This window comes from Sphingomonas sp. MS122 (assembly GCF_049532975.1).
Classification (GTDB): domain Bacteria; phylum Pseudomonadota; class Alphaproteobacteria; order Sphingomonadales; family Sphingomonadaceae; genus Sphingomonas.
Window position 1 is genome coordinate 1318429 of sequence record NZ_CP186695.1, and the last position, 22634, is coordinate 1341062.

Here is a 22634-nt window from a genome sequence, read left to right on the forward strand (position 1 = left end):
ATGTCGGCCCGCTCTCCCCGACTATTCGGGCGGGGGATCGATTCCGGGCCGCATGGAGTGATCGACGCCAGCCAAGGCGCGGTGCCAATTCGCCAGCGCCGCAGCGGTGCTGATCGTGTGGTGCTGCGCCTTTTCGATGTCGCCCGCGACGGCACTACCTGCAGCCTTTTGGGACAGGTATCCGATTAGCCAGAACCAATCGAAGGGCGTCTTTCCCGCGTCGTGGTCGGCAACCCAACGCGCGCGCTGGTGGGCCGCTTCCATCATCACTCCCGCAAGCCATTCTGACGTCTCGGGGGTGTTCACGAGCTGATCGAAGGCACAGCGAGCGATATCGACCCATGTCCACTCGCCGTCCTCTTCCTGCAGCGCTGTAGCGCGGGCGGACAACGCGATGGCCAATGCCCGAATGACATCGCCGCTCACGCCGCCGCCTCCATATCCAGCAGATCGAACAGGCTCGGCGTCGCGCGGCCCGCATCCTGCTCGCGCAGCAGCGAGACACCGTCCCGGAAATAGTCGGGGTTCAGCTCCACCGCGGCGCCGCGGCGCCCATGCTTCACCGCCCGCAGCGGCACCGTCATCAACCCGCCGAACGGGTCGAACACCAGGTCGCCGGGGTTGCTCCAGTTCTTGATCGCGCGATCGACGATATCAAAGGGCAGCGGGCACAGATGCTGCTCGCGTCCCTTCTCGCTCTGCATCGTGTTCGCGCCCCGCATCCGGGCGACATCGGTCCACACATCGGGATGCCAGCTATGCGGCGGCAACAGCGCGAACTCGGTGGGCAGCGCGTGCCGCGCCTCGACGCTCTCGGTCAGCGCGACGTGCGCTTCATGGTCGTAGACCGCGGCATAGTTGAGCGCGCGGAACCGGCGATAGATCGACTTGTGGTCGATCCCCTCCAGATCGGCCGCGGTCAGCGCGCGGTTGCCGGAGCTGCGATACAGGCTGCACGCGTCGATTTGCCAGCGCGACCGCGAATAACCGCTGTCCGGCACCAGGTGGCAGGTGCGCGACTTGCCCGCCGCTTTCGCACGCGGATCATCCCATTCGACGATCTCGCCGCTTTCCAGCTCGACCATCGGCTTTCCCTTGACGACGGGATCGTCGGCATAGCCGTTGCTCCGGTCGCTCGGCGGCTTGCGGAACAGAAGCAGATATTCGGGCAAGCCGACGCCCATGCCGGACGCATCCTTGCATTGCTCCGACCAGCCGAGACGATAGGTGCCCGCATTCTCGCGCACCACGTCGGTGACGATCGTGATCATGCCGAGATAGGCGAAGCCGTGCGCACGATAATGATCGATGCAGCGCGCGTGGAAGGGTTCGATGGTCCGGAAGCCAAGCCCCGTCATGCCGCTGGGCACGACGCGGTCCTTCACATGCACGGCCAGCCGCCGCCCCGGCTCCAGCACCCGCAACAGCTCCGGCGTCAGGAAGTCCATCTGCGCGAAGAAATGGTCGAGATCGTCGGTGTGGCCGAAGTCGTTGTAGCTCGGCGAATACTCGTACTGCGACCCGAACGGCACGCTGGTGACGATCAACCCGACGCTGTCGCTCGCCATGTGGCGAGTGCGCAGCACGGTATCGCCGCGATAGGCCACCCAGTCCGGGATGTATTCCCCGTCGCTCCCGCGGGCACAATGCGCCGCAGTAGTAGCTTCAACCTCGCCCAGATCGGCCTGCACGGTCCGCTCCAGCACATCGGCCGCGCCGGCGAGGCCGAGCCCATATTGCCGGATGATCTCGCTCATCCGCGCGGTCATTTCCTTGTGCCGCGCCCACTTTTCCTCGAGCGTCCGTCGCACCGCGCGCTCGGCCTCCGAATAGATCAGGTCGATGCGAACCTGCTTCGTCTGCAGGAATCGCTGGATGCGGTGAATGGCCTGAATGAAATCGTTGAACTTGAACCCGATGCCGAGGAAGATCGCCCAGCTGCAATGCCGCTGGAAATTGCAGCCGCTGCCCGCCAGCACCGGCTTCGCCGCCAGCTCCTGCACCTCGCCATCGCTGAACGCGATGATCTTGCGCGCGCGCTCGCCCAAATCCTGCGCGCCATAGATCGACACGACGTTCGGCACCGCGCGCTCGATCGCCTCGCGCTCTTTCTCCAGATCGTGCCAGATCAGCCGGTGCGCACCCGGATCCTCGGCGCGCAGCGCCATCATCTTCGCGATGCGCGCGTCCAGGCTCTCCCGCTTCTCGCGCGACGCGTCGACCAGGCCGATCGCTTCCTTCTTGAGCAGCAGGCCTTGCCCACCCTTTTCCTCGCCGGCGGCGGCGTGATCGCTCGGCACTTCGTGCCAGCGCACATCCAGATCGGGCAGCTCATAACCTTCGTCGGAAAACCCCAGATCGCTCGGCCGCTGCACGAACGCCGCCCAGCTGTTTACCCACAGCCACCACTCGTCCACCTTGTGCGGATGGATGGTCAGGTCGTCGGCCTGCTCGCTGTTGCGCTTGAAGAACCGCGTCTTCGCCTGTCCCACGTCCATGATCTCAAGGAACGCGGCATAGGCCAGCAGCTCGACATACTCGTTCGGGCTCGGCGTCGCCGTGGCCACGAACTTGTACTTCATCCCGTCGAACAGGCGCATGAACTCGCGGAAGGTCTTCGTACCGCCGAACCCGCGCAGGCAGCTCGCCTCGTCCAGCGACGCGGCGTTGAACAGCGACAGGTCGACCTTGCCCTCGCGGACAGATTCATAGTTGGTCAGGAACAGCCCGGTCTCGCCCTGTGCCGCGATCTCGGCCGATGTCCGCACGAACACCGGCGCCATGCCCAGCAGCTGTGCATCGCGCATGAACTCGGTCACCACCGTCAGCGGCACGACGATCAGCTGACGCCCGCCCAGCTGGCGCGCGAGCTGGCGCATGATCTCCAGCTGGATCAGGCTCTTGCCCAGACCGAACGCGGCAAAGATCGCGCGTCGCCCGCCCTCCACCGCCCAGCGCACGATCGCCGCCTGATGCGGCTTCAGCACCGGATGAACATGGTTCGCCGCCACCGGCACGCCGAGCGGCGGCAAGGTGATGATCTTCGCGCGAACGAAGTCGAGATAGTCGAGCGGCTGCGCAGCCGTCGTCGCTTTCAGGGCGCCGGCGTGCCTCATAGAAGCAATCCTTGCACGGGCTGCGGCGGCGTCACCGAGCTACCCGGGAGCGACGGCTGCGCGGCGAACACGGTGTCAGCATCGACTTCGAAGAAGCCCTGCGCGCCCCTCCAGGGCACCGCCACCGCAAGCGGCCGAACATCGTCGAGGATGAAGCCGAAGCGCTTCGGCCCATAGTTCCCGAAGGCTTCCTCCGTCGCGCTGATCTTACCGATCAGGTCTTCGGTCCGCTTGCACGCGACAATTTCGGCGGTCGCGATGATGAACCCGAGCGGCGGGTTGCGCAGACGTTCGTCAAAGCGCTCGGCGAACATGGCCGCATCCTCGCGCTCGTCCGGTGTCCAGCGCTTCGCCGCGTGGATGGCGATCAACCCGCGGACGCCCGTCGACCAGTGCCGCGTCTCGATCGCCTTCAGACCGAGCGCGATCGCTGACGCCCAAGGCTGCCAGAGCGACAGCGCCCTCATGCCCGGCTCTCCACCTGCACGGGCAGGCCATGGATCGGACAGACGACGATCCCGTTCTCATCCGCCGGGAACTGACTAAGGTCTACCTTCCGGTGAGGACACAGCCTCCGGCCATCGCGCAGGCAGATCGCGCGCGCGGGTGCCCCGTACTTCTTGCACATCGCGAGGACCGGGCCTGGCAGTTCGTCGCCTATCGGCGACGCATATGCGGTCCGAAAGCATCGGCGTTTCTGCAGCCTTGGCCGACCGCTCGGCAATGGCATATCCGTGCGATTTAGCGGCATCGCACTGGCGGTCATTGCCAAGTCGTATTCAAGGTCTCCAGAAGCTCGCGTCCAGGGAAGCTGCCTCACCGCCCATCGCGACAGTCGGGCACCGATGAAGCGAACATCGACGTGGTAGTGCGGACGCGGAAAGTTGAAGAACTCCGCATCCTCGTGCATCGGGCCGAGAACCGGCCAGTCATGCACCTTGTTCCCCCAAGGGAACTGTTCGACCAATGGCACCATGTAGAACCGGCCAACGACGGGAGGCTCCCGCAGCTCGCTGAGTAGCTGCACCATCAATACCTCCTTGGGAGGCGCACCGGCTCGCGGCACGGTGCGCACTTGCCATCGATCAGCCGCAGCGTCTGATCACCGCAGTCGCTGCAGATTCCGGCCACGCCGACGGCGACGGGCACGCGCGCCGCAAGGATCGCGGCCTCGGTAAAGACTTCGCTGTTGCGCTGGGCGAGGTCGGCCAGGTCAGCCATGCTGCCCGCCCTGCGCCAGCATCATGCGCACGATCCCGCGGATCTTCGGGTTGCTGTGATCGTCGATGTGCAATCCGGTCAGCGCGTCGTCGCCGAACATGCGCAGCTGGCGCTCGGCGGCGTCCGCCGCTTCCTCGCTGATCGCCCCGCGCTTCACCGCCGCCTGCAGGCGCCGGATATGAACGTCGACATACCGCTTGAAGCTGACCCGTTCATGGGCGCGGGCATGCGCATCGATATCGGTGAACGTGCGCCGTTTCATGCGGCGACCCCGCGCGCGCGAAGGTGCTGGCACCCATGCATGCTGGTCGCGCCACACAGGAAACAGGTCTCCCGTGGCGGCGGAACATAGGCGGGAACCGGCGGCTCCCAGCTACCCGGGACGCGATGCACCGCCGCTCGGCGGGGAATGAGTGGACGCCTCTCCATTACAGCGCTCCCGCTACGGTGCTTCGACCGTTTTCGATGATGGTGACGATGCGGCGCGCGAACGGCCCCTGATCCTCGACCCGGATCAGCTTGTTTCCGATCAGCTTGCGCATCCGGTAGCTGGCGGCGTCCGCGTCCTTCAGGCCGCAGTCGCGCGCCAGCTCTGCATTGGTCGGACAGACCAGGCCGAGGTTCGCCGCACGCTTCAGCCTGCGCAGCACACGATCAGCCAGCTCGTCTTCCTGTACCGGTGCCGCATGGCGCTCGGTCGACGGCGCCGCGACGTCGATCGCGCAGCGAATGGCGATGTAGTTGCGTCCGCCGGGATAGCTCTCGCTGGTCAGCGTGATCACGCCCGCGTCACACAGCCGCCGCGCCAGTGCCACCGCGGGATGGCCCCGCGGAAACTCCGGCCCGCTCGCGTAGATCACCTTCTCGCGCGGTCGGGCGGTCGCCGCCCACTCGTCCAGCGCCTCGGCGTCCACGGCTAGGGAAAGTGCCCCCCCGGCCATGTCAGTTCACCCGGCTGAAGTCGAAGGGCTTGTCGAACCACCAGCGGCGCGCGCGGCGGCGCTGGAAATCCTCGGGCGTCACATACCCGCCGGTCACATTGCGCAGCGTCGCGCCCATGTCCCAGCCCGGCTCCAGGTCACCGGCCAGCAAGCGCTCGACCTTGTTCGGGCCGAGCGCGGCGGCGGCGTCCGCAAGGCGCCGCGCTCGCACCGCCGGTTTCTTGGAACCGAGCAGCCACCACAACAGGCGATGCGCACCGGCACTCGGTACGCGCGCGGGCAGGTGCAGCCTGTCCATCAAATGTCTCCCTCGAGGCGGGCGAGCGCGATGGCGCGCAGCGTCACCGCGGCGTGAATGAGTTGATCGGCCTCACCGACAATCGCAGCGGCGTCGCGTCCGCAGAAAGCGCCGTCCGCCAACGCCGCCCCGATCCCGCTGATCACGTCGCCACCCTCTTTTGCGACCTTGGCGGCGAGTTGCAGCAGGTCTCCCGCGGCGGGCAGGGCGTCAGGCAGGCTCACCAATTCGAAGCCCTGTCGCTTCGCGAGCGTGCGCGTAACGATCGGGTGTCCGGCGGCGCCGGCGGTCTGATCCTCCAGCTCCGCAACTTCCCGCACCGTCAGAAACACGCCGGTGCTGCGCGAGCCCGCATCGCTGTAGCGCGACTGTGCCCGCCCGAAGGTCTCTCCGACCGCAACCTGCCCGCCGAATGCGCGGATCAGTGCGGCACTGGCTTTCTTCAGCCCTTGGTCAGGAACCGACAGCGAAATCTCTCGCGCCTCGGTCATGCCGCCACCCGGCTTGTTGCCGATCCGATACGATCGGCGGAAATATCGGGCGACTGGTCACTTGCCCCATCGCTATCAGCGCCACCGGCAAGGGGAACATCACCAATGAAACCAGCGTCAGCATCCTTCGTGCGGATGAAGTCCGCGATGCGATTGAGTTTGTTCAGGCCGGGAAGGCGCTTTCCGGCGCGGAGATCGGAAAGCAGATTCGGGTCGCTCACCGCGTCTCGGCCGAACCTCGTCTCCGCCATATCGTGGCGGGCGATGAATGCCTCGATCTTCGCGACAAGCTCTTCGGGCGTTGGAATGTCCATGGATCGGCTTGATATGTTGGCGTCCGCCAACAATGCAAGCGAAAAATGTTGGCAAAGGCTAACAGCGCAAAATCAGTGCCTGTCAGCTATTGCCTACAACTGATGAGCGACCCGCTTTCCCTCTTCGATAGGCTCATGGCCGTGAAGCCGGTGAGCCTGTCCGTGAATGCCTGGACGGTTCGCGCCGGGCTGAGCCGCAGCGCATTGCAGGATATCAAGCGCCGCGGGAATGCCTCATGGGACACCATCCAGAAGCTTCTAGACGCAATCGGCGTCACGCAGGCAGAGTTCGAAGCTGGCGCGCGGCAGACCGAGAAGGAGCCTTCGACCGATGCTGTGCGCGCGCCGTATCAGGCGTTTCGCGGGCAGGATCGGCCTCGTGACATTCCCGTCGTCGGCACCGCGCAGTGTGCAGATATCGAGTTTACGACCGACGGCGAGCCTGTAGCGATAGAGACGATGGAAATGGATATGGGGGAGGTGGTCGACTATGTCCGGCGTCCCGCCTCATTGGACAACCGCCGCGATATCTATGCGATCTATTTCGTCGGCGGATCGCTGGAGCCAAGGTACGAGGCTGGCGAGATCGCTTACGTCGATCCGCGCCGCGCACCATCTGTCGGCAGCTACGTCGTAGTCCAGCTGCGGCGCCCTGACGAGACCGAAGGCGAGCGTGTGCACGTCGTGCTCGCGAAGCGCCTCAACAAGGTGACCGCCACCCACTACGAGCTTGAGCAGTTCAACCCGCCAGCGCGCTTCCGCGTCGAGCGTGAGCGGGTAAAGCACATTCACCGCATCATCCCATGGCACGAACTCGTGGCGTTCTGAAGCTTTTCAGCTTTTGCCAACATTCCTCTTGACTGTTGGCATCCGCCAACACTAACCACGGCCTCCGAACCACTCGGAGGCCGAAATGGGCGTTCATCCTCAGAACCTGCACACCGGATCGCTCGGCCGCTGGCCGCGCATGTTGCTCGCGTCGGCATCGGATCAGGCCGAGCCGCCGGAGGATGATCCGCTTCTCCCGTTCCCCCATGTGCTGGCTGCGCTCAACGCCGGTGAGCCGCTAACCACCGGCCAGATCATCGCCCGCATGGGCCTGCTCGCCACGCCGATGCTGCAGCGGCGTATTGCCCGCGCGCTCACCGACTATGGCTTCCAGCCGATGATGATGCACAATCCCGACGGCACCGGCGCCGTGCGGGTGTGGCAAGCCGCGCCCGTCGACCCGATCAGCGCAAGGTGGCGCGAAGTCCACGAGGCCAATGATCGGGAACGTGCAGGGCCACGCCTGCGCGATCTGATCTACGCGCCATCGCGTAGCGGCAAATTCCTGATCGCGGCGACGATCGCCTCGGTGGTCTGCATCGCCCTCGGGTGGCGCCCGTGACGCGCGGTCCCACGCCGCCGCTCGCCCTCGCGATCAGCATCGCCGTCGCCTGCACGATCTCGCTCGCGATCCTTTGCCTGTTCATCGCGGGCGTAATCGTTTGGGCGACAGAGCTGTGAGCCGCGCCCCTCTCACCGGCCGATGCGGCAACAAGGGCTGCAAGCGCGCCCGCATGCCCGGCTCCGACCGCTGCTTCCCATGCGGACGCCAGCGCCAGCGCACCCCGCCCGAAGTCACCGCGCGACAGATCGCGGCACTCACCGGCGACCGCTCCGATTTCGACGATGCCGCCCAGCTGGGCGAACAGGAAAGGGCCGTTCGCTGATGCGCGCCGAAGGTCTTTTCATCGACGGCTTCGCCGGCGGCGGCGGCGCCAGCACCGGCATCGCCCAGGCGATCGGCCGCGACGTCGATATCGCCATCAACCACAACCCGACAGCGATCGCGATCCACAAGGCGAACCACCCGACAACGGAGCATCACTGCACCGATATCCGGCTCCCTTTTCTTCCGCGCAACGCCACTCGGGGCCAGAAGGTCGCAGGTGCGTGGTTCTCGCCCGATTGCAAGGAATACAGCAAGGCGAAGGGCGGGCCGGTCAAGGATCGCTCGATCCGTGCGCTTTGCTGGGAAGTCGTGTGGTGGCTCGACGAAACCCGGCCCGCGGTCGCGTACCTCGAGAACGTCGAAGAGTTCGAATACGCCGCCCCGCTCGACGGCAACGGCGTCCCGCTACCCGATCAGAAGGGGCGCGAGTTCAAGAAGTTCGTCCGGCAGATTCGTCGGCTCGGCTACCGCGTTGACTGGAAGTGTCTGCGCGCCTGCGACTATGGCGCGCCGACGTCGCGCAAGCGCCTCTACATGGTCATGCGCCGCGACAAGCAGCCGATCGTATGGCCCAAGGCCTCGCACGCCCCCGCCAACGACAACCGCGTCATGCGCGGCGAGCTGCTGCCCTATCGCACCGCGGCCGAGTGCATCGACTGGACGATCCATTGCCCCTCGATCTTCGATCGCGACCGCGAACTTGCCGAGGCGACCAAGCGCCGCATTGCCCACGGCGTCATGCGCTATGTCGTCCTTGCGCAGCGGCCTTTCATCGTCCCGCTGACGCATCAGGGCAGCGTCCGCGTCCACGATATCGAGGATCCGTTCCGCACGATCACCGGCGCGCATCGTGGCGAGCTGGCGGCGTCCGACGTCACTCTCGCCCCGTTCGTCAGTTATGGCCAGCACGGCGGCGCCAACCGCCCCGCCAACGATCCTCTTCACACCGTCGCCGCTTCGAAGAAGGACACGAACGGCATCGTCGCGGCGACGCTGGTGCAGACTGGCTACGGCGAACGTCCCGGCCAGGCGCCGCGCGTGCCGCACTTGGACAAGCCGCTCGGCACGAATGTCGCCGGCGCGTGCAAGCACGCGGCGGTTACCGCTTTCCTGTCCAGCTTCTACGGGAGCGATAAGGCAGCGAGCGGCGGCGATCCCGAACAGCCCCTGCGCACCGCGCGCGCCAGCGGCCAGCATCACGCCGTCGTTGCCGCCCATATCGAGCAGGCGAACACCGGCATGGTCGGTCACACGCCACGCAAGCCGCTCAGCACGATCGTCGGCAAGGGCTGCACACAGCGGATCGTCGAAACGACACTGATCGAAGAAGGCGCGCTCCCGCCGGACATGATGGCCCGCGCCGTCCGCACCGCAGCCTTCCTGATCAAATACTACGGCACCGACGGCGAGAGCGAGATCGCGCAAATCCAGCCGGTCGACCGGCCGATCGACACCGTCACCACCAAGGCGCGCTTCGCGGTCGTCACCGTCACGATCGACGCGGTCACCTATGTCATCGTCGATATCGGCTTGCGCATGCTGAAGCCGCGCGAGCTGGCGCGCGCGCAGGGCTTCCCCGACGACTACATTCTCGATCCCGTGGTGCGGAAATTCCTGCGCGGTAAGTGGGTCGAGCGGCGGCTCACCATCGCAGAACAAATCAGCGCCATCGGCAACAGCGTCTGCCCCCCGGTCGCGCGCGCACTGGTCGCCGCCAACCAGCCCGGCATTGACGAACGGAGGCTGGCGGCATGACCGCGATTGACAACCTCTTCGCCCAGGGCGTTCGGATGGTTCACGAGGAGGCTGTCGATCTCACCCTCGCCTCGCTCCGCGCCTACTGGCCGCTGCATCAGCATGTGGCCATCGCGTGGTCGGGCGGGAAGGACAGTACCGCAACCCTGACGCTGCTGATCCATCTGATCGACGCTGGACACTTACCGCAGCCGGAATGCCTGTACGTCTTCTACGCCGACACCAGGCAAGAGCTGCCACCGATCCAGGCGGCTGCAGAACTGATCATGGCGAAGTTGCGAGAGCGCAACTGGATCAGGGTCATCGTCGTGCATGCACCGCTCGACAAGCGGTTCATGGTCTACATGCTCGGCCGTGGCGTCCCGCCGCCGAACAACAACACGCTTCGCTGGTGCACCCGTCAAATCAAGGTCGAGCCGATGGCTGCGGCGCTTGGGGCGGCTATCGCAGCGCTGCCCGGCACAGCGTTGATGATTACCGGCGTGCGGGAAGGCGAGAGCGCCCAGCGTGACGGCCGCATCGCCATGTCATGCTCCAAGGATGGCGCCGAATGCGGGCAGGGCTGGTATCAGCAGGTTCTGCCCGAGGCGAAGGGCATCCGCGGGCGCGTGGCAACCCTTGCCCCGATCCTTCACTGGCGCGTCTGCATCGTGTGGGACTGGTTGAAGGTCTACGCGCCGCAGCCCGAGTTCGGCGGATGGCCAACCTCGATCCTCGCCGACGCATATGGCGGCGACGACGCGGAGGAGATCAATGCGCGCACCGGATGCATCGGCTGTCCGCTGGCGCAGAAGGACACCGCGCTCGAAACCATCATCGCAATGCCCGGATGGTCTCACCTGGCGCCGCTCGCCGAGTTGAAACCGCTCTATCGCTGGCTGCGCAAGCCCGCTCAGCGCATCCGCAAGGCTGGCCCCGAACGCCTCAAGGATGGTTCCCTCGCGAAGAACCCCCAGCGAATGGGTCCGATCAAACTGGCACGGCGATCGGCCGCGCTCGAAAAGGTGCTGGCGATCCAGGCAAGGGTTAACGCCGCAGCTGAGCAGTTCGGCCGACCTGGCGTCGATATCCTCAACGGCGAGGAAGAGGCGCGCATCCGCCAATTGATCGCCGACAAGACTTGGCCCGAGAAATGGGATGGCAGCGAGCCGAGCGCCGATGCGTGGCTCGACAGCGTCTATCAGGACGGTTCGGTGCAGCCGATCCTGTTTCGCGATCTGGTGGGCACATGACCGAGTTGACCGCATGGCCCACCGGTGGCCCAGCGCTGGTGACGCCGCACCCGATCTTCGACGAAAAGGTCATCATCAACCATCGCGGCCTTCGCCGCGAATATGCGCGCGACGAACTCGCCGCCGCTGCGGAGAAGCTGCTTGCGGACCGGGTCGCCAACGACGCCCGCGCCGTCGAGCGCGGACACTTCACGCCCGATCAGGCGCGCCAGCGCGAACGCTGCGCTCGCGCCGTCGCGGAAACCATGCGCGCGGTCGCCGAGCAGCGCGATCCGGGCGACGCGGACAAGACCTGGTTCGAAACGCAAGGCGCCGAAGGCGCCGGGTGGTGGGAGGTGCGCGCCGATCTGGCGAGCATGTTCCAGAACGCGCGGACCAAGGCGCTTGCGAACCGCGACAACCCCGCGCTTGAACAGCGCGCGCTGAAGATCGCCGCGCTCGCCAGCTGGTTCGAACCGGCGCGGCACGGCGGACACATGCCCGCGATCCTGTTCGCATTCCATATCGAGCAGCATTTCGACCGCCAGCGGGAGGCCAAGGCCAACGCCGCCCCCGCGCCGCTCCCGCCGCGTGCCCAGCGCGTTGGCGCCCAACCCGCCGGGAAACTTCTGTGACCGACGATAGCCCCCCCTTGTTACAAGGCTGCTCTGGGAAGGGCCACAATCGCCTGCCCGGTCAGCAGGAGGGCGGTTGGGCGCCGCGCCCCTGCCCTGAGTGTGGCAAGCTGTTTGAGCCCAAGGTGCGCAATCAGCTGTTCTGCACCACGACCCACAACACGGCATGGAACAACCGGGCGACCGTGCGCGGTCGCGTCCTCGCACCGCTGTCCATGGTCGCCAGCATCACGCGTAACGGCACCCGCGGCAAGCCGGAGGATCGCGAGGCGGGCCGCGCAGCCGCTCGCAACCAGCATTTCCTGACACAGCGCTGGCGTGACGAGGATCGCGCAGCCGGCCGCATGGAATGGCCCGAATACATGCGCCGCCGCCTCGCGATCGGGTTCGATCCGCTCGGCTGATGGCCAGCCGCGCCGCCTCTCGCGATCGGTCGCCCCCCAGCCCGGAAGCACTCGCTTTCGTGCGAGCCCTTGCACGCGCCAACGAGGCGCGTGACTATGCCGCCCTTCGCGGCGGGTCGATTCCCGGAAAGGAACCAGTGGGTGCAGACGGTCATCTACGCCCGTTACTCAAGTAAATTTCAGGACAGCCGTTCGATCGAAGGCCAGCTCGCGGATTGCCGCGCGCGCTGCGCGCGCGAAGGCTGGACGATCATCGGCGAGTTCCACGACGCGGCGATCAGCGGCAACAAGGGCATAACCGAGGAAGCCCGCCCCGGCTTCTACGCCATGATGCAGCGGGTCATGGCTGGCGGCATCGACCAGGTGCTTTGCGACACGACCAGCCGCATCGCCCGCAACGAGCGCGACTCGATCGAGATACGCGAGGACCTGAAGTTCGTCGGCTGTCGCCTGTTCACGCTCCAGAAGGGCGTGATCGAAGGCATTACGGCATCGATCGAAGCCGCCGTCGATGCCGAACAGCGGCGGGCGCTGGCCCACAACATCAGGCGCGGTCAGCGGACCTCCGTCGATCAGGGCCGCGTGCCCGCGGGCATCGCCTATGGCTACAGGCAGGCGAACCGCCTGACCGAGCGCGGTGAGGTCATTCGCGGCCTGCGCGAGATCGACGACGATCAGGCAGAGGTGGTGCGCCGCATCTTCCGTGAAGCCGCAGCGGGCCGAAGCGCATTCGCCATCGCCAAGGGGCTGAACCTCGACGGTATCGCAGGGCCGCGCGGCAACTACTGGATGGCACCGACCATCTACGGCAACCCGAAATTCGGAAACGGTATCCTTCGCAACCGCGCCTATATCGGCGAGCTGGTGGTGGGCCGGACGGTGAGCGTGGAGAACCCACGAACGCGTAAGGTCAGCTATCGGCCGCTCGCGAAGGAAGAATGGCGGACGAAGCAGGTTCCGGAGCTGCGGATCGTCGAGCAAGAGGTGTGGGATGCCGTCCAGGCGGAAATCGCGCGGCGCTCGATCGGCCCGGCGCACGCCCAGCGACGGCCAAGACATTGGCTTTCAGGGCTGGGCGTCTGCAGCGAATGCAGTTCACCCTATACACGCGCGGGCCGCGACCAATGGTCCTGCGCCAAGCGCAGCAAGGGCGGTGCCTGCACCAACGGGCACACGGTCGAGACGAAGCGCTACATGGCGGCGCTGCTGGATGCACTGACCAACGACCTGATGCACCCCGATGCTTTCGACGAATATGAGGCGGAGTATCGCGAAGCACGAAAGGAGCGGCTGTCGTCGCAGCGCCGCGAACAGTTGAAGCTGGAGCGGAAGCGCGGCGAGATCACACGCAAGATCGAGCGGCTTGCCGACGCGATCGCGAACGGCGCCGGCGATGTGTCAGAGATCGTGGCGCTGCTGGCCACGCTGCGGACCGAGCGAGCCGATATCGAACGCCAGCTCGACCAGATCGAAGCCGTCGAGCTGATCCCGCTCTTGCCGGGCGTGCGCGAGAAATATCGCCGCGAGATGGCGGCGCTGGAGGAAGCGCTCGCCTCACCGGAAGCGAGCCTTGAGGCCGTCCCCCGATTCCGCGCGCTAATCCACCGCGTTGTGCTGTCACCCAACCCAGCCGGGCGCGGCGCCCTGATCACGGTCGAGCCGCGCATAGACGAAGCCCTCCGCCTCGCCACCGGCGAAGCGCCACCGCAAGCGCTGCGGCGGAAGGCAGGATAATAAATAGTTCCCGTTCCTGACCTACGGCTATCTCGGGCCCGGCTATTGGAGCGATTATTACGAATATGACGGATGGTCGGCCGAAGGGTTGCCCGGATCGAATGCGGGACTGCGCTTCGTCGAACGCGCCCGGCTCGATCCCGGCAAGCTGATGCTCTATCGCATGCGGCGCGACGTCCACGTGCAGCTGCCGCCCGACAGCTTCTCGGTCTCGCTCAACATTCTCGGCCAGCATCCCAGCCATCCGTGGATAGACCAGTATCGCTTCGACATCACGCGCGGCACGATCGCCGAGGGCCTGACGACCGCGCCCGCCGAAGCGCTGGTCACGCTCGCCGCCCATCTCGGCGGAGACAACGGACTGGAGCTGGTGGAGCATCTGGTGCGCCGTCATCCACACCCGCGCATGCGCCAGACGGCGGTGCAGGCGATGGCCTCCGCCCGTGGTGAATCGCATGCAATGCTTCGCCTGCTGGAATTTGCCGTGGACGACGATGTGGAATCCGTACGCGTTCCGGCGCGGCGCAAGCTTGAAATCTTGTCCGCAGGCCCATCCGAACTGGATCATTCTCCGGCAGACTCATGACCGGTCCGACCTAGATATCTGGAACGTGGAGCAAAAGATTCTCTCCGAAATAGACATACCGCTGCTGGACCACGCGATCGCGCAGCGCGGCTATGCGCTCGTGCTGGGGAAGCCGCCCGCCGCTCCGGGCCGCGACGTCGCGGCGGTGCTACGTGCCTGGGGACCGGGCATCCGTATCCGCAGCACACGGGTGCCCGAGATCGCGGTCGCCGGCTGCCCCGCATGGCTCGCCGCCGCGCTGGATGCGGGGGCGGCGGACGCGGTCTCGCATCCCGTCGATCCCTTCGAGCTGGCCGCGCGAGTCGACGTGCGGGTGCGTAACCACATGCCGGGCGAAACCCGGATCGGCGAGCTGACCATCAACCGCATCCGCCGCGACGTCGCGCGCGCCGGACGCCACATCCCGCTCGTCGCGCGCGAGTTCGCCCTGTTGCTCTATCTTGCCGACCGCCATGGCGAATTCGTCTCGCGCAGCGAATTGCTCGAGCAGGTCTGGGGCTTGCGCTTCGATCCCGGAACCAATGTCGTCGCCGTCCACATCTCCAAGCTGCGCGCCAAGATCGACCGCGATTTCGCGAGCCCGATGATCCGCAGCACCAAGGGACTCGGCTATCGCCTCGACGCGGTTTAGCGTGTGCGCAGACCAGTGCGGGAGGATTGTCATGACCGAGCAACGCGTTTCGATCGAGTTCGCCGATGGGGTCGCCGATGTACGCCTGACCCGTGCCGACAAGATGAACGCGCTCGACTCAGCGATGTTCGCAGCGCTCGCGGATACGATCGATCGCCTGGGCAGCACGACGGGCGTGCGCGCGGTGGTGCTGTCGGGCGAAGGGCGTGCCTTTTGCGCGGGGCTCGACATGGCGAGCATGGCCGGCGGCGGGTCGGGCCTCGATCTCGGCGCCCGGACCTTCGGCGACACCAATCTGTTCCAGCAGGTGGCATGGGGCTGGCGCACGCTGCCGGTGCCGGTGATCGCGGCGGTGCACGGCGTGGCGTTCGGCGGCGGGCTGCAGATCCTGTCGGGCGCCGACATCTGCATTGCCGATCCCGCGACGCGCCTGTCGATCATGGAGATGAAATGGGGGATCGTGCCCGACATGGCGGGCTTCGCGCTGTGGCGGACGCGGGTGCGCGACGACGTGCTGCGCGAGCTTACCTACACCGCGCGCGAGTTCTCCGCCGAAGAGGCCCTGGCGCTGGGCTTCGTGTCGCGCCTGTCGCGGGATCCCCATGGCGACGCGCTCGTGCTCGCGCGCGCGATCGCGGGGCGCAATCCCGAGGCGATCCGCGCGGCCAAGCGGCTGGCCAATTTGGCAGCGGAGGACGGCGCGGCCGGAATTCTCGCCGCCGAAAGCGCGGAGCAGGCGAAGCTGCTCCGCTCGCCGAACCAGATCGAAGCGGTCATGGCGAATATGCAGAAACGGTCGCCTGCCTTTACCGACTGAATCTTCCAATCGCACGGCGCCTCCGTTAACAGTATGGCATACCAAAAACACGAAAGAGAGGTTGCCAATGCGCGAGGCCGCGATCGTTTCCACCGCCCGGACCGGTATCGGCAAGGCGTATCGCGGCTATTTCAACGCCACCGAGGCGCCAGTGCTCGCGGCCCATGTGATGAATGCAGCCATCGAGCGTGCCGCAATCGATCCGGCGCGGATCGACGACATCTTTTGGGGCGTGGGAAATCAGTGGGGCACGCAGGGCAGCAACGCCGGGCGGATGGCGGTATTCGCCGCCGGACTGCCTGAGAGCGTTCCGGCCTTCACGTTGGACCGCAAGTGCGGATCGGGATTGACCGCGCTGGCGCTGGCGGCGCGATCGATCATCGCCGGGGACATCGACGTCGCGCTCGCGGGCGGCATGGAGTCGATCAGCTTCACCGTGACCAAGGACGCGCCGCGCTTCCCCAACCAGTCGGTGCTGACGAACACGCCGCATGCCTATATGCCGATGATCGAGACCGCGGAGATCGTCGCCGAGCGCTATGGCGTCACCCGCGCCGCCCAGGACGAATATGCCGCGATGAGCCAGCAGCGCGCCGCGGCGGGTCTTGCGAACGGCGCCTTCGACGAGGAGATCGTGCCCGTAACGGTCGAGAAGGCGATCTTCGACAAAGAAGGCAACCGCACCGGCAGCGAAACCGTGACGGTCACGCAGGACGAGGGCATCCGCCCCGGCACCACCGTCGAGGCGCTCGCGGGCCTCAGGCCCGTGTGGAAGGACGGGCAGGTCATCAAGGAAGGCCGGCACATCACCGCGGGCAATGCCAGCCAGCTGTCCGACGGCGCAGCCGCGCAGATCGTGATGGACCGCGCGACCGCACAAGCCGAGGGCAAGGAGATCCTCGGGATCTATCGCGGCTTCCAGGCCGCGGGCTGCGGCCCGGACGAGATGGGTATCGGCCCAGTGTTCGCGATCCCCAAATTGCTCGACCGAGCGGGTCTCAAGGTCGCCGATATCGGGCTCTGGGAGTTGAACGAAGCGTTCGCGAGCCAATGCCTTTATTGCCGCGACACGCTCGGCATCGATCCGGCAAAATACAACGTCAACGGCGGCGCGATCGCGATCGGCCATCCGTTCGGGATGACCGGATCGCGGCTGGTGGGCCATGCGCTGATCGAGGGGCGCAGGCGCGGCGTGCGCTGGGTGGTCGTCTCGATGTGCACCGCGGGCGGCATGGGCGCGGCGGGCCTTTTCGAGCTTGTCTGAGCCGTTCGACAGCCGCGCGCCGGAACGCTAGAGGCGGCACATGCTTCGTCTCGGCACTCGCGGATCGCCGCTCGCGCTCGTTCAGGCCAATCTTGTTCGCGACGCCCTGCTCGCCGCACATGGCTGGGCGCCAGGCGCCATCGAGATCGTGCCGATCCGCACCACCGGCGACAAGGTGCAGGACCGCCCGCTCGCCGAGATCGGCGGCAAGGCGCTGTGGACCAAGGAGCTCGACCGCGCGCTGCTCGCCGGGGAGATCGACTTCGCGGTGCATTCGATGAAGGATGTCGAGACGATTCGGCCCGCGAGCATCGCCATCGCCGCGATGCTGCCGCGCGAGGACGTGCGCGACCGGCTGATCGGCGCGGACTCGATCGAAGCGCTGTCGCACGGCGCGCGGATCGGCACCAGCTCGCCGCGCCGAGCCGCGCAGATGCGCCGCATCCGCCCCGACCTCGCCATCGTGCCGTTACGCGGAAATGTCGACACGCGGCTCGCCAAGGTCCGCGCGGGCGAGGCCGATGCCACCCTGCTCGCCGCCGCCGGCCTCGAGCGGCTGGGGCGGCCCGACATCGGGGCGCCGATCCCGCTCGATCAGCTTCTGCCCGCCCCCTCGCAGGGGGCGGTCGGGATCGAGGTTCGCGCGGGAAACGTGGCGATCGTGAGCCAGATCGCCGCCATCGGCGACCGGACGACCGAGCGCTGCGTCCTGGCCGAACGCGCGCTGCTCGCGGCGCTGGGCGCCGATTGCCACTCTGCCGTGGCGGCGCTGGCGACGCCGGAAGGTGATGGCTTGCGCATGCGGGCCGAGGTCCTGAGCGGGGATGGCGCCGAGCATGTCCGCATCGACCGGCCCGGCCTCGCTGGAACGCCGCAGGAAACGGCGGCGATCGCCGGCGAATTGCTCGCCGCAGCGTCGCCGGCGCTTCGGGCGATGTTCGGGCATTGAGCCGCCCGCTCGCGATCCTTCGCCCCGAACCGGGCAATGCGGCGACTGTCGTCCGGGTGCGAAAGGCCGGCCTTCTTCCGATCCCGGTGCCGCTGTTCGAAGTGAGACCGCTCGACTGGATGCCGCCCGATTCCGCCCGGTTCGACGGGCTGCTGCTCACCAGCGCCAATGCGGTGCGCCATGGCGGGGCGGGGCTGCTCGACCTGCGCTGCCTGCCGGTGCTCGCAGTGGGTGCAGCCACCGCCGAGGCAGCGCGCGCGACCGGCTTCGTGGTGGCGCGGACAGGAACCAGCGACCTGAGGGATCTGCTGCACGATGCGACGAGGTTCCGGCGCTTGTTGTGGCTCGCCGGACGGGACCGCACCGTGACCGATCACCCGGCATTGGCCGCGACGATCCCAGTCTACGGCAGCGATCCGCTCCTGCTCGCCGAGACGGATGCGGCAGCGCTGCGGGGCAGCGTGGCGCTGATCCACTCGGCGCGTGCAGGCGAGCAGCTGGCGCACCAACTTGACCGCCACGGCATCGCGCGCGCCGAATTGCGGATCGCCGCGATCAGCACCGGGGCGGCGGAGGCGGCAGGCCCAGGCTGGGACGCCGTCGCCATCGCGGCGGCGCCCGACGACGATGCCTTGATCGCCGCGGCGCACCCGCTCGCGATTGACCCCTGACCGCTTCGGGAGAATAAGCGAACGCCATGACCTCCGACACGCAGACCGAGATGCCGACCTCCGGTCCGCCCCGCAGCAACACGCTGACCGTGGCGCTGGTCGCCGCGCTGATCGCCTTCCTCGCCGGGCTCGCGGTGATGGCGGCGGTGTTCCGCTTCGGCGGATGGTGGAGCGCGGCCCCCGCGCCGACCGAATTCCAGCCTCCCGCCGCGGCTGCGCCCGCGCCTCGCGCCGGCACCGACGTCGCGACGCTCGCCGCGCGCGAGCAGGCGCTTGCCGCGCGGCTCGATGCGCTCGACGCTCGGCTGCAGGCGAGCGACGCCGACGCGCGCAACGCCGCGGGCAGTGCCGGCAAGGCCGAGGCGCTGATGCTCGTCCTGTCGGCGCGCCGCGCGCTCGATCGCGGTCAGCCGCTCGGCTATATCGAGGGCGAGCTGCGCCGCCGCTTCAACGCCAGCGATCCGCAGGCGGTGGCGACCGTGGTCCGCGCCGCGAGCGAACCGGTGACGCTGGAGGATCTGCGGTTCGCGCTCGACCAGATCGCCCCGCGCCTCTCCTCCGCCGCGCCCGGCGACGGCTGGTGGGAGCGGCTGCAGCGCGAATTTTCGACGCTGGTGATCATCCGCAAGGACAATGCGCCGAGCCCGCACCCCCGCGAGCGGCTGACCCGCGCCAAGCGCATGCTGGGACAGGGCCATGTCGAGGCCGCGCTGGCCGAGGTCGCGCGGCTGCCCGGCGCACAGGGCGCCGAAAGCTGGATGGCGGCGGCGGGTCGCTATATCGAGGCACGCCGCGCGCTGGCGGTGCTGGAAGCCGCGGCGATGCAGGGGCAGGCCCAGCCGGCCGCCGCCAACCCGGCCTCGGCGCCCGCCACCACGCCGCAATAATTGATTCTGGGAGAGAGAAAGATGGCCGCCATGGGCCGATTCGACTGGCAGGACCCGTTTGCGCTCGACGCGCAGCTGACCGACGAGGAGCGCATGGTGCGCGATGCGGCGCGCGCCTATGCGCAGGAGCGGCTGCTGCCGCGTGTCACCTCCGCATTCCTCGAGGAGCGATTCGACCGCGAGATCATGTCGGAGATGGGCCAGCTCGGCCTGCTCGGCCCGACCATCCCGGAGACCTATGGCGGCGCGGGGCTCGGCTATGTCGCCTATGGCTTGGTCGCACGCGAGGTCGAGATGGTGGATTCGGGCTATCGCTCGGCGATGAGCGTGCAGTCGAGCCTCGTGATGCACCCGATCAACGCCTATGGCACCGAAGAACAGAAGCGGAAGTATCTGCCCAGGCTGGCGACGGGCGAATGGGTCGGCTGCTTCGGCCTGACCGAACCCGATGCCGGCTCCGACCCCGGATCGATGCGCACCCGCGCCGCGAAGATCGATGGCGGCTATCGCCTCACCGGCTCCAAGATGTGGATCACCAACTCGCCGATCGCCGACGTCTTCGTCGTGTGGGCGAAGAGCGGGGCGCATGGCGGCGGGATCAAGGGGTTCGTGCTCGAAAAGGGCATGAAGGGCCTGTCGGCGCCCAAGATCGAGGGCAAGCTGAGCTTGCGTGCCTCGATCACCGGCGAGATCGTGATGGACGGGGTCGAAGTCGGCGAGGACGCGCTGCTGCCCGAGGTGCAAGGGCTCAAGGGACCGTTCGGCTGCCTCAACCGCGCGCGCTACGGCATCGCCTGGGGCAGCATGGGCGCGGCCGAGGCGTGCTTCCATGCCGCGCGGCAATATACGCTCGACCGCGCGCAGTTCGGCCGACCGCTCGCCGCGACCCAGCTGGTTCAGCTCAAGCTCGCCAACATGGAGACCGAGATCGCGCTCGGGCTGCAGGCCGCGCTCAGGGCGGGGCGCATGTTCGACGAGGGCATGCTCGCGCCGGAAGCCATCTCGATCATCAAGCGCAACAATTGCGGCAAGGCGCTCGACATCGCCCGCATCGCCCGCGACATGCATGGCGGCAACGGCATCTCGGCCGAATTCCATGTGATGCGCCACGCGATCAACCTCGAGACGGTCAATACCTATGAGGGCACCCACGACGTGCACGGGCTGATCCTCGGCCGGGCGATCACCGGCATCGCGGCGTTCTGATGGAGCTCGATCGGCAGCCCACGCTGGAAGGCGAGCTGGTCACGATCCGGCCGCTGCGCCCGGATGATTGGGACGCGCTGTTCGCGGTCGCCTCCGACCCGCTGATCTGGGAGATTCACCCGGCGCACGACCGCTGGCAGGAGCCGGTGTTCCGCAAGTTCTTCGACCATGCGATCGCCTGCGGCGGCGGCCTCGCGATCCTCGACAAGGCGACCGGCGCGATTATCGGATCGAGCCGCTACGACGTCCATGTCCCCGATCAGGACGAGATCGAGATCGGCTGGACCTTCATCGCGCGCGCTTATTGGGGCGGAATCTACAACCGCGAGATCAAGCGGCTGATGCTCGATCATATCCACCGCTACGTCGGCACGGTGGTATTCATCGTCGGACAGGACAATCTGCGCTCGCGCGGAGCGATGGAGAAGATCGGCGGCGAGCTGATCGAGGGGCGGCATCATCGCGGCGACGGCACCGTCTTCGCCGATCATGTCGTGTACGCGATCCGGCGGCCGTGAAACCGCTCGCGGGCATCAAGGTCGTCGAGCTTGCCCGCATCCTTGCCGGGCCGTGGTGCGGGCAGCTGCTCGCCGATCTCGGCGCCGAGGTGGTCAAGGTCGAGCGGCCGGGGGCGGGGGACGACACGCGGCACTGGGGGCCGCCCTTCCTGCACGACGCCGAGGGCAATGACCGCGACGCTGCCTATTACCATGCGGCCAACCGGGGCAAGGCCGCGCGCTTCATCGACATCGCGACGCCCGAGGGGCAGGCACAGGTGCGTGCGCTGGTCGCCGAGGCCGATATCGTGATCGAGAACTACAAGGTCGGCGGGCTCGCCAAATACGGGCTCGACCATGCGAGCTTGCTCGATGTGAACCCGCGGCTGATCACCTGCTCGATCACCGGCTTCGGCCAGAGCGGCCCCTATGCGCATCGCGCCGGCTATGACTTCATCATCCAGGGGATGGGCGGGATCATGTCGCTGACGGGCGAGCCCGACGGCCCGCCGCAAAAGGCGGGGATCGCCTATGCCGACATCTTCACCGGCGTCTATTCGGCAGTGGCAATCCTGGCCGCGCTGCGGCGGCGCGACGCGACGGGCGAAGGTGCGCAGATCGACATGGCGCTGCTCGACACCCAGGTCGCGGTGCTCGCCAACCAGGCGCTCAACTGGTTGGCATCGGGCAAGGTACCGCACCGCATGGGCAACGGCCACGCCAACCTCGCCCCTTATCAAGCGTTCACCGCGAGCGACGGTGATCTGATCATCGCGGTCGGCAATGACGGGCAGTTCGCCAAGCTCTGCAAGATACTGGGGCTGGATCTCGCCGGCGACCCCGATTTCGCCACCAACCCAGCGCGGGTGCGCAACCGCGCCCGGCTGATCGCACCGATCCAGGCAGCGGTGGCGGGCTGGACCAAACAAGCGCTGTCCAACGCGCTCGAAGCCGAGGGTGTGCCCGCCGGGCCGATCAACGACGTCGCCGAGGTGTTCGCCGACCCGCAGGTCATGGCGCGCGGCATGCGGATCGCGGCGGGCGGACTGCCGGGCGTCGCCAGCCCGATCGTGATCGACGGCGAGCGCATGGTCTCGGACCTGCCGAGCCCGGCGCGGCCGTCCTGAAGCCATAACGAATCCGCGATCTACCCGGCCAGCGCCGGCTGATGTTCGACGGCGGGCGCTGGCCGTTCCCTCGCGCGGCAGGCAAATGTCCTGCCCAAGGCCGGAGCCGAGTAGAGATCGCGCGGAAAGTCCCAAAAGTCACACTGCCACGCGCGCGAGGCC

The 22634-nt window shown here is 67.2% G+C and carries 29 protein-coding genes; 19 read left to right on the forward strand and 10 right to left on the reverse strand.

Features of this window, described 5'->3' with window-relative positions; translation table 11 throughout:
- Window positions 1-21 precede the first annotated feature (21 nt).
- The 10 genes from ACO227_RS06260 to ACO227_RS06305 form a co-directional block, all read right to left on the reverse strand.
- Window positions 22-426, reverse strand: coding sequence for a hypothetical protein (locus tag ACO227_RS06260; RefSeq protein ID WP_423606157.1), 405 nt, complete (start codon window positions 424-426; stop codon window positions 22-24).
- Window positions 423-3116, reverse strand: coding sequence for a DNA methyltransferase (locus tag ACO227_RS06265; RefSeq protein ID WP_423606158.1), 2694 nt, complete (start codon window positions 3114-3116; stop codon window positions 423-425). Before ACO227_RS06265 ends, ACO227_RS06260 begins: the two co-directional genes overlap by 4 nt.
- Window positions 3113-3583 carry an ASCH domain-containing protein gene (locus ACO227_RS06270; protein WP_423606160.1) on the reverse strand — a complete coding sequence of 157 codons (471 nt, stop codon included), beginning with the start codon at window positions 3581-3583 and terminating at the stop codon, window positions 3113-3115. Before ACO227_RS06270 ends, ACO227_RS06265 begins: the two co-directional genes overlap by 4 nt.
- Window positions 3580-4146, reverse strand: coding sequence for a hypothetical protein (locus tag ACO227_RS06275; protein ID WP_423606161.1), 567 nt, complete (start codon window positions 4144-4146; stop codon window positions 3580-3582). The genes ACO227_RS06270 and ACO227_RS06275 overlap by 4 nt, the downstream gene beginning before the upstream one ends.
- Window positions 4146-4337: a conjugal transfer protein TraR gene (locus ACO227_RS06280; protein WP_423606162.1), complete on the reverse strand. Its 192-nt coding sequence runs from the start codon at window positions 4335-4337 to the stop codon at window positions 4146-4148. The genes ACO227_RS06275 and ACO227_RS06280 overlap by 1 nt, the downstream gene beginning before the upstream one ends.
- Window positions 4330-4599: a hypothetical protein gene (locus ACO227_RS06285; RefSeq protein WP_423606164.1), complete on the reverse strand. Its 270-nt coding sequence runs from the start codon at window positions 4597-4599 to the stop codon at window positions 4330-4332. Before ACO227_RS06285 ends, ACO227_RS06280 begins: the two co-directional genes overlap by 8 nt.
- A 166-nt stretch (window positions 4600-4765) precedes the next feature.
- Window positions 4766-5278, reverse strand: coding sequence for a hypothetical protein (locus ACO227_RS06290; RefSeq protein WP_423606166.1), 513 nt, complete (start codon window positions 5276-5278; stop codon window positions 4766-4768).
- Between the two features lies 1 nt (window position 5279).
- A complete protein-coding gene (locus ACO227_RS06295) occupies window positions 5280-5576 on the reverse strand; it encodes a hypothetical protein (RefSeq protein ID WP_423606168.1) in 297 nt (98 codons plus the stop codon).
- Window positions 5576-6067, reverse strand: coding sequence for a phage regulatory CII family protein (locus tag ACO227_RS06300; protein ID WP_423606170.1), 492 nt, complete (start codon window positions 6065-6067; stop codon window positions 5576-5578). The genes ACO227_RS06295 and ACO227_RS06300 overlap by 1 nt, the downstream gene beginning before the upstream one ends.
- The gene (locus tag ACO227_RS06305) at window positions 6064-6381 is read right to left on the reverse strand and encodes a hypothetical protein (RefSeq protein WP_423606171.1); all 318 of its coding nucleotides are present in this window, start codon (window positions 6379-6381) and stop codon (window positions 6064-6066) included. Before ACO227_RS06305 ends, ACO227_RS06300 begins: the two co-directional genes overlap by 4 nt.
- A 102-nt stretch (window positions 6382-6483) precedes the next feature.
- Here ACO227_RS06305 and ACO227_RS06310 point away from each other — a divergent pair, with 102 nt between their 5' ends.
- From ACO227_RS06310 to ACO227_RS06400, 19 genes are all read left to right on the forward strand, one after another.
- A complete protein-coding gene (locus ACO227_RS06310) occupies window positions 6484-7209 on the forward strand; it encodes a hypothetical protein (RefSeq protein WP_423606173.1) in 726 nt (241 codons plus the stop codon).
- 85 nt (window positions 7210-7294) lie between these two features.
- On the forward strand, window positions 7295-7771 hold the full coding sequence (locus ACO227_RS06315) for a hypothetical protein (RefSeq protein WP_423606175.1): 477 nt from the start codon (window positions 7295-7297) through the stop codon (window positions 7769-7771).
- A complete protein-coding gene (locus ACO227_RS06320) occupies window positions 7768-7890 on the forward strand; it encodes a hypothetical protein (RefSeq protein WP_423606177.1) in 123 nt (40 codons plus the stop codon). The genes ACO227_RS06315 and ACO227_RS06320 overlap by 4 nt, the downstream gene beginning before the upstream one ends.
- Window positions 7891-7943: 53 nt before the next feature.
- Window positions 7944-8096: a hypothetical protein gene (locus ACO227_RS06325; protein WP_423606178.1), complete on the forward strand. Its 153-nt coding sequence runs from the start codon at window positions 7944-7946 to the stop codon at window positions 8094-8096.
- Window positions 8096-9853 (forward strand): DNA cytosine methyltransferase, encoded by a 1758-nt coding sequence (locus ACO227_RS06330; protein ID WP_423606179.1) that lies wholly within the window; start codon window positions 8096-8098, stop codon window positions 9851-9853. Before ACO227_RS06325 ends, ACO227_RS06330 begins: the two co-directional genes overlap by 1 nt.
- Window positions 9850-11085: a phosphoadenosine phosphosulfate reductase family protein gene (locus ACO227_RS06335; RefSeq protein WP_423606181.1), complete on the forward strand. Its 1236-nt coding sequence runs from the start codon at window positions 9850-9852 to the stop codon at window positions 11083-11085. The genes ACO227_RS06330 and ACO227_RS06335 overlap by 4 nt, the downstream gene beginning before the upstream one ends.
- Window positions 11082-11699, forward strand: coding sequence for a hypothetical protein (locus tag ACO227_RS06340; RefSeq protein WP_423606183.1), 618 nt, complete (start codon window positions 11082-11084; stop codon window positions 11697-11699). Before ACO227_RS06335 ends, ACO227_RS06340 begins: the two co-directional genes overlap by 4 nt.
- Window positions 11696-12103, forward strand: a complete 408-nt coding sequence (locus ACO227_RS06345; RefSeq protein ID WP_423606185.1) for a hypothetical protein — start codon at window positions 11696-11698, stop codon at window positions 12101-12103. The genes ACO227_RS06340 and ACO227_RS06345 overlap by 4 nt, the downstream gene beginning before the upstream one ends.
- 141 nt (window positions 12104-12244) lie before the next feature.
- On the forward strand, window positions 12245-13837 hold the full coding sequence (locus ACO227_RS06350; RefSeq protein WP_423606186.1) for a recombinase family protein: 1593 nt from the start codon (window positions 12245-12247) through the stop codon (window positions 13835-13837).
- Window positions 13838-13925: 88 nt separating this feature from the next.
- On the forward strand, window positions 13926-14423 hold the full coding sequence (locus ACO227_RS06355) for a hypothetical protein (protein ID WP_423606187.1): 498 nt from the start codon (window positions 13926-13928) through the stop codon (window positions 14421-14423).
- A 25-nt stretch (window positions 14424-14448) separates the two neighbouring features.
- Window positions 14449-15054 (forward strand): winged helix-turn-helix domain-containing protein, encoded by a 606-nt coding sequence (locus ACO227_RS06360; protein ID WP_423606189.1) that lies wholly within the window; start codon window positions 14449-14451, stop codon window positions 15052-15054.
- 31 nt (window positions 15055-15085) lie between these two features.
- The gene (locus tag ACO227_RS06365; protein WP_423606191.1) at window positions 15086-15871 is read left to right on the forward strand and encodes a crotonase/enoyl-CoA hydratase family protein; all 786 of its coding nucleotides are present in this window, start codon (window positions 15086-15088) and stop codon (window positions 15869-15871) included.
- Window positions 15872-15938: 67 nt separating this feature from the next.
- Window positions 15939-17135, forward strand: a complete 1197-nt coding sequence (locus ACO227_RS06370; protein WP_423606193.1) for an acetyl-CoA C-acyltransferase — start codon at window positions 15939-15941, stop codon at window positions 17133-17135.
- Between the two features lie 40 nt (window positions 17136-17175).
- Window positions 17176-18084, forward strand: coding sequence for a hydroxymethylbilane synthase (gene hemC / locus ACO227_RS06375; protein ID WP_423606194.1), 909 nt, complete (start codon window positions 17176-17178; stop codon window positions 18082-18084).
- The gene (locus ACO227_RS06380; protein WP_423606196.1) at window positions 18081-18755 is read left to right on the forward strand and encodes a uroporphyrinogen-III synthase; all 675 of its coding nucleotides are present in this window, start codon (window positions 18081-18083) and stop codon (window positions 18753-18755) included. The genes hemC and ACO227_RS06380 overlap by 4 nt, the downstream gene beginning before the upstream one ends.
- 26 nt (window positions 18756-18781) lie before the next feature.
- Window positions 18782-19642, forward strand: coding sequence for a hypothetical protein (locus tag ACO227_RS06385; RefSeq protein WP_423606198.1), 861 nt, complete (start codon window positions 18782-18784; stop codon window positions 19640-19642).
- Window positions 19643-19663: 21 nt separating this feature from the next.
- A complete protein-coding gene (locus ACO227_RS06390) occupies window positions 19664-20848 on the forward strand; it encodes an acyl-CoA dehydrogenase (protein ID WP_423606199.1) in 1185 nt (394 codons plus the stop codon).
- Window positions 20848-21366, forward strand: a complete 519-nt coding sequence (locus ACO227_RS06395) for a GNAT family N-acetyltransferase (RefSeq protein WP_423606201.1) — start codon at window positions 20848-20850, stop codon at window positions 21364-21366. The genes ACO227_RS06390 and ACO227_RS06395 overlap by 1 nt, the downstream gene beginning before the upstream one ends.
- Window positions 21363-22472, forward strand: a complete 1110-nt coding sequence (locus ACO227_RS06400) for a CaiB/BaiF CoA transferase family protein (RefSeq protein WP_423606202.1) — start codon at window positions 21363-21365, stop codon at window positions 22470-22472. Before ACO227_RS06395 ends, ACO227_RS06400 begins: the two co-directional genes overlap by 4 nt.
- Window positions 22473-22634: the final 162 nt, after the last annotated feature.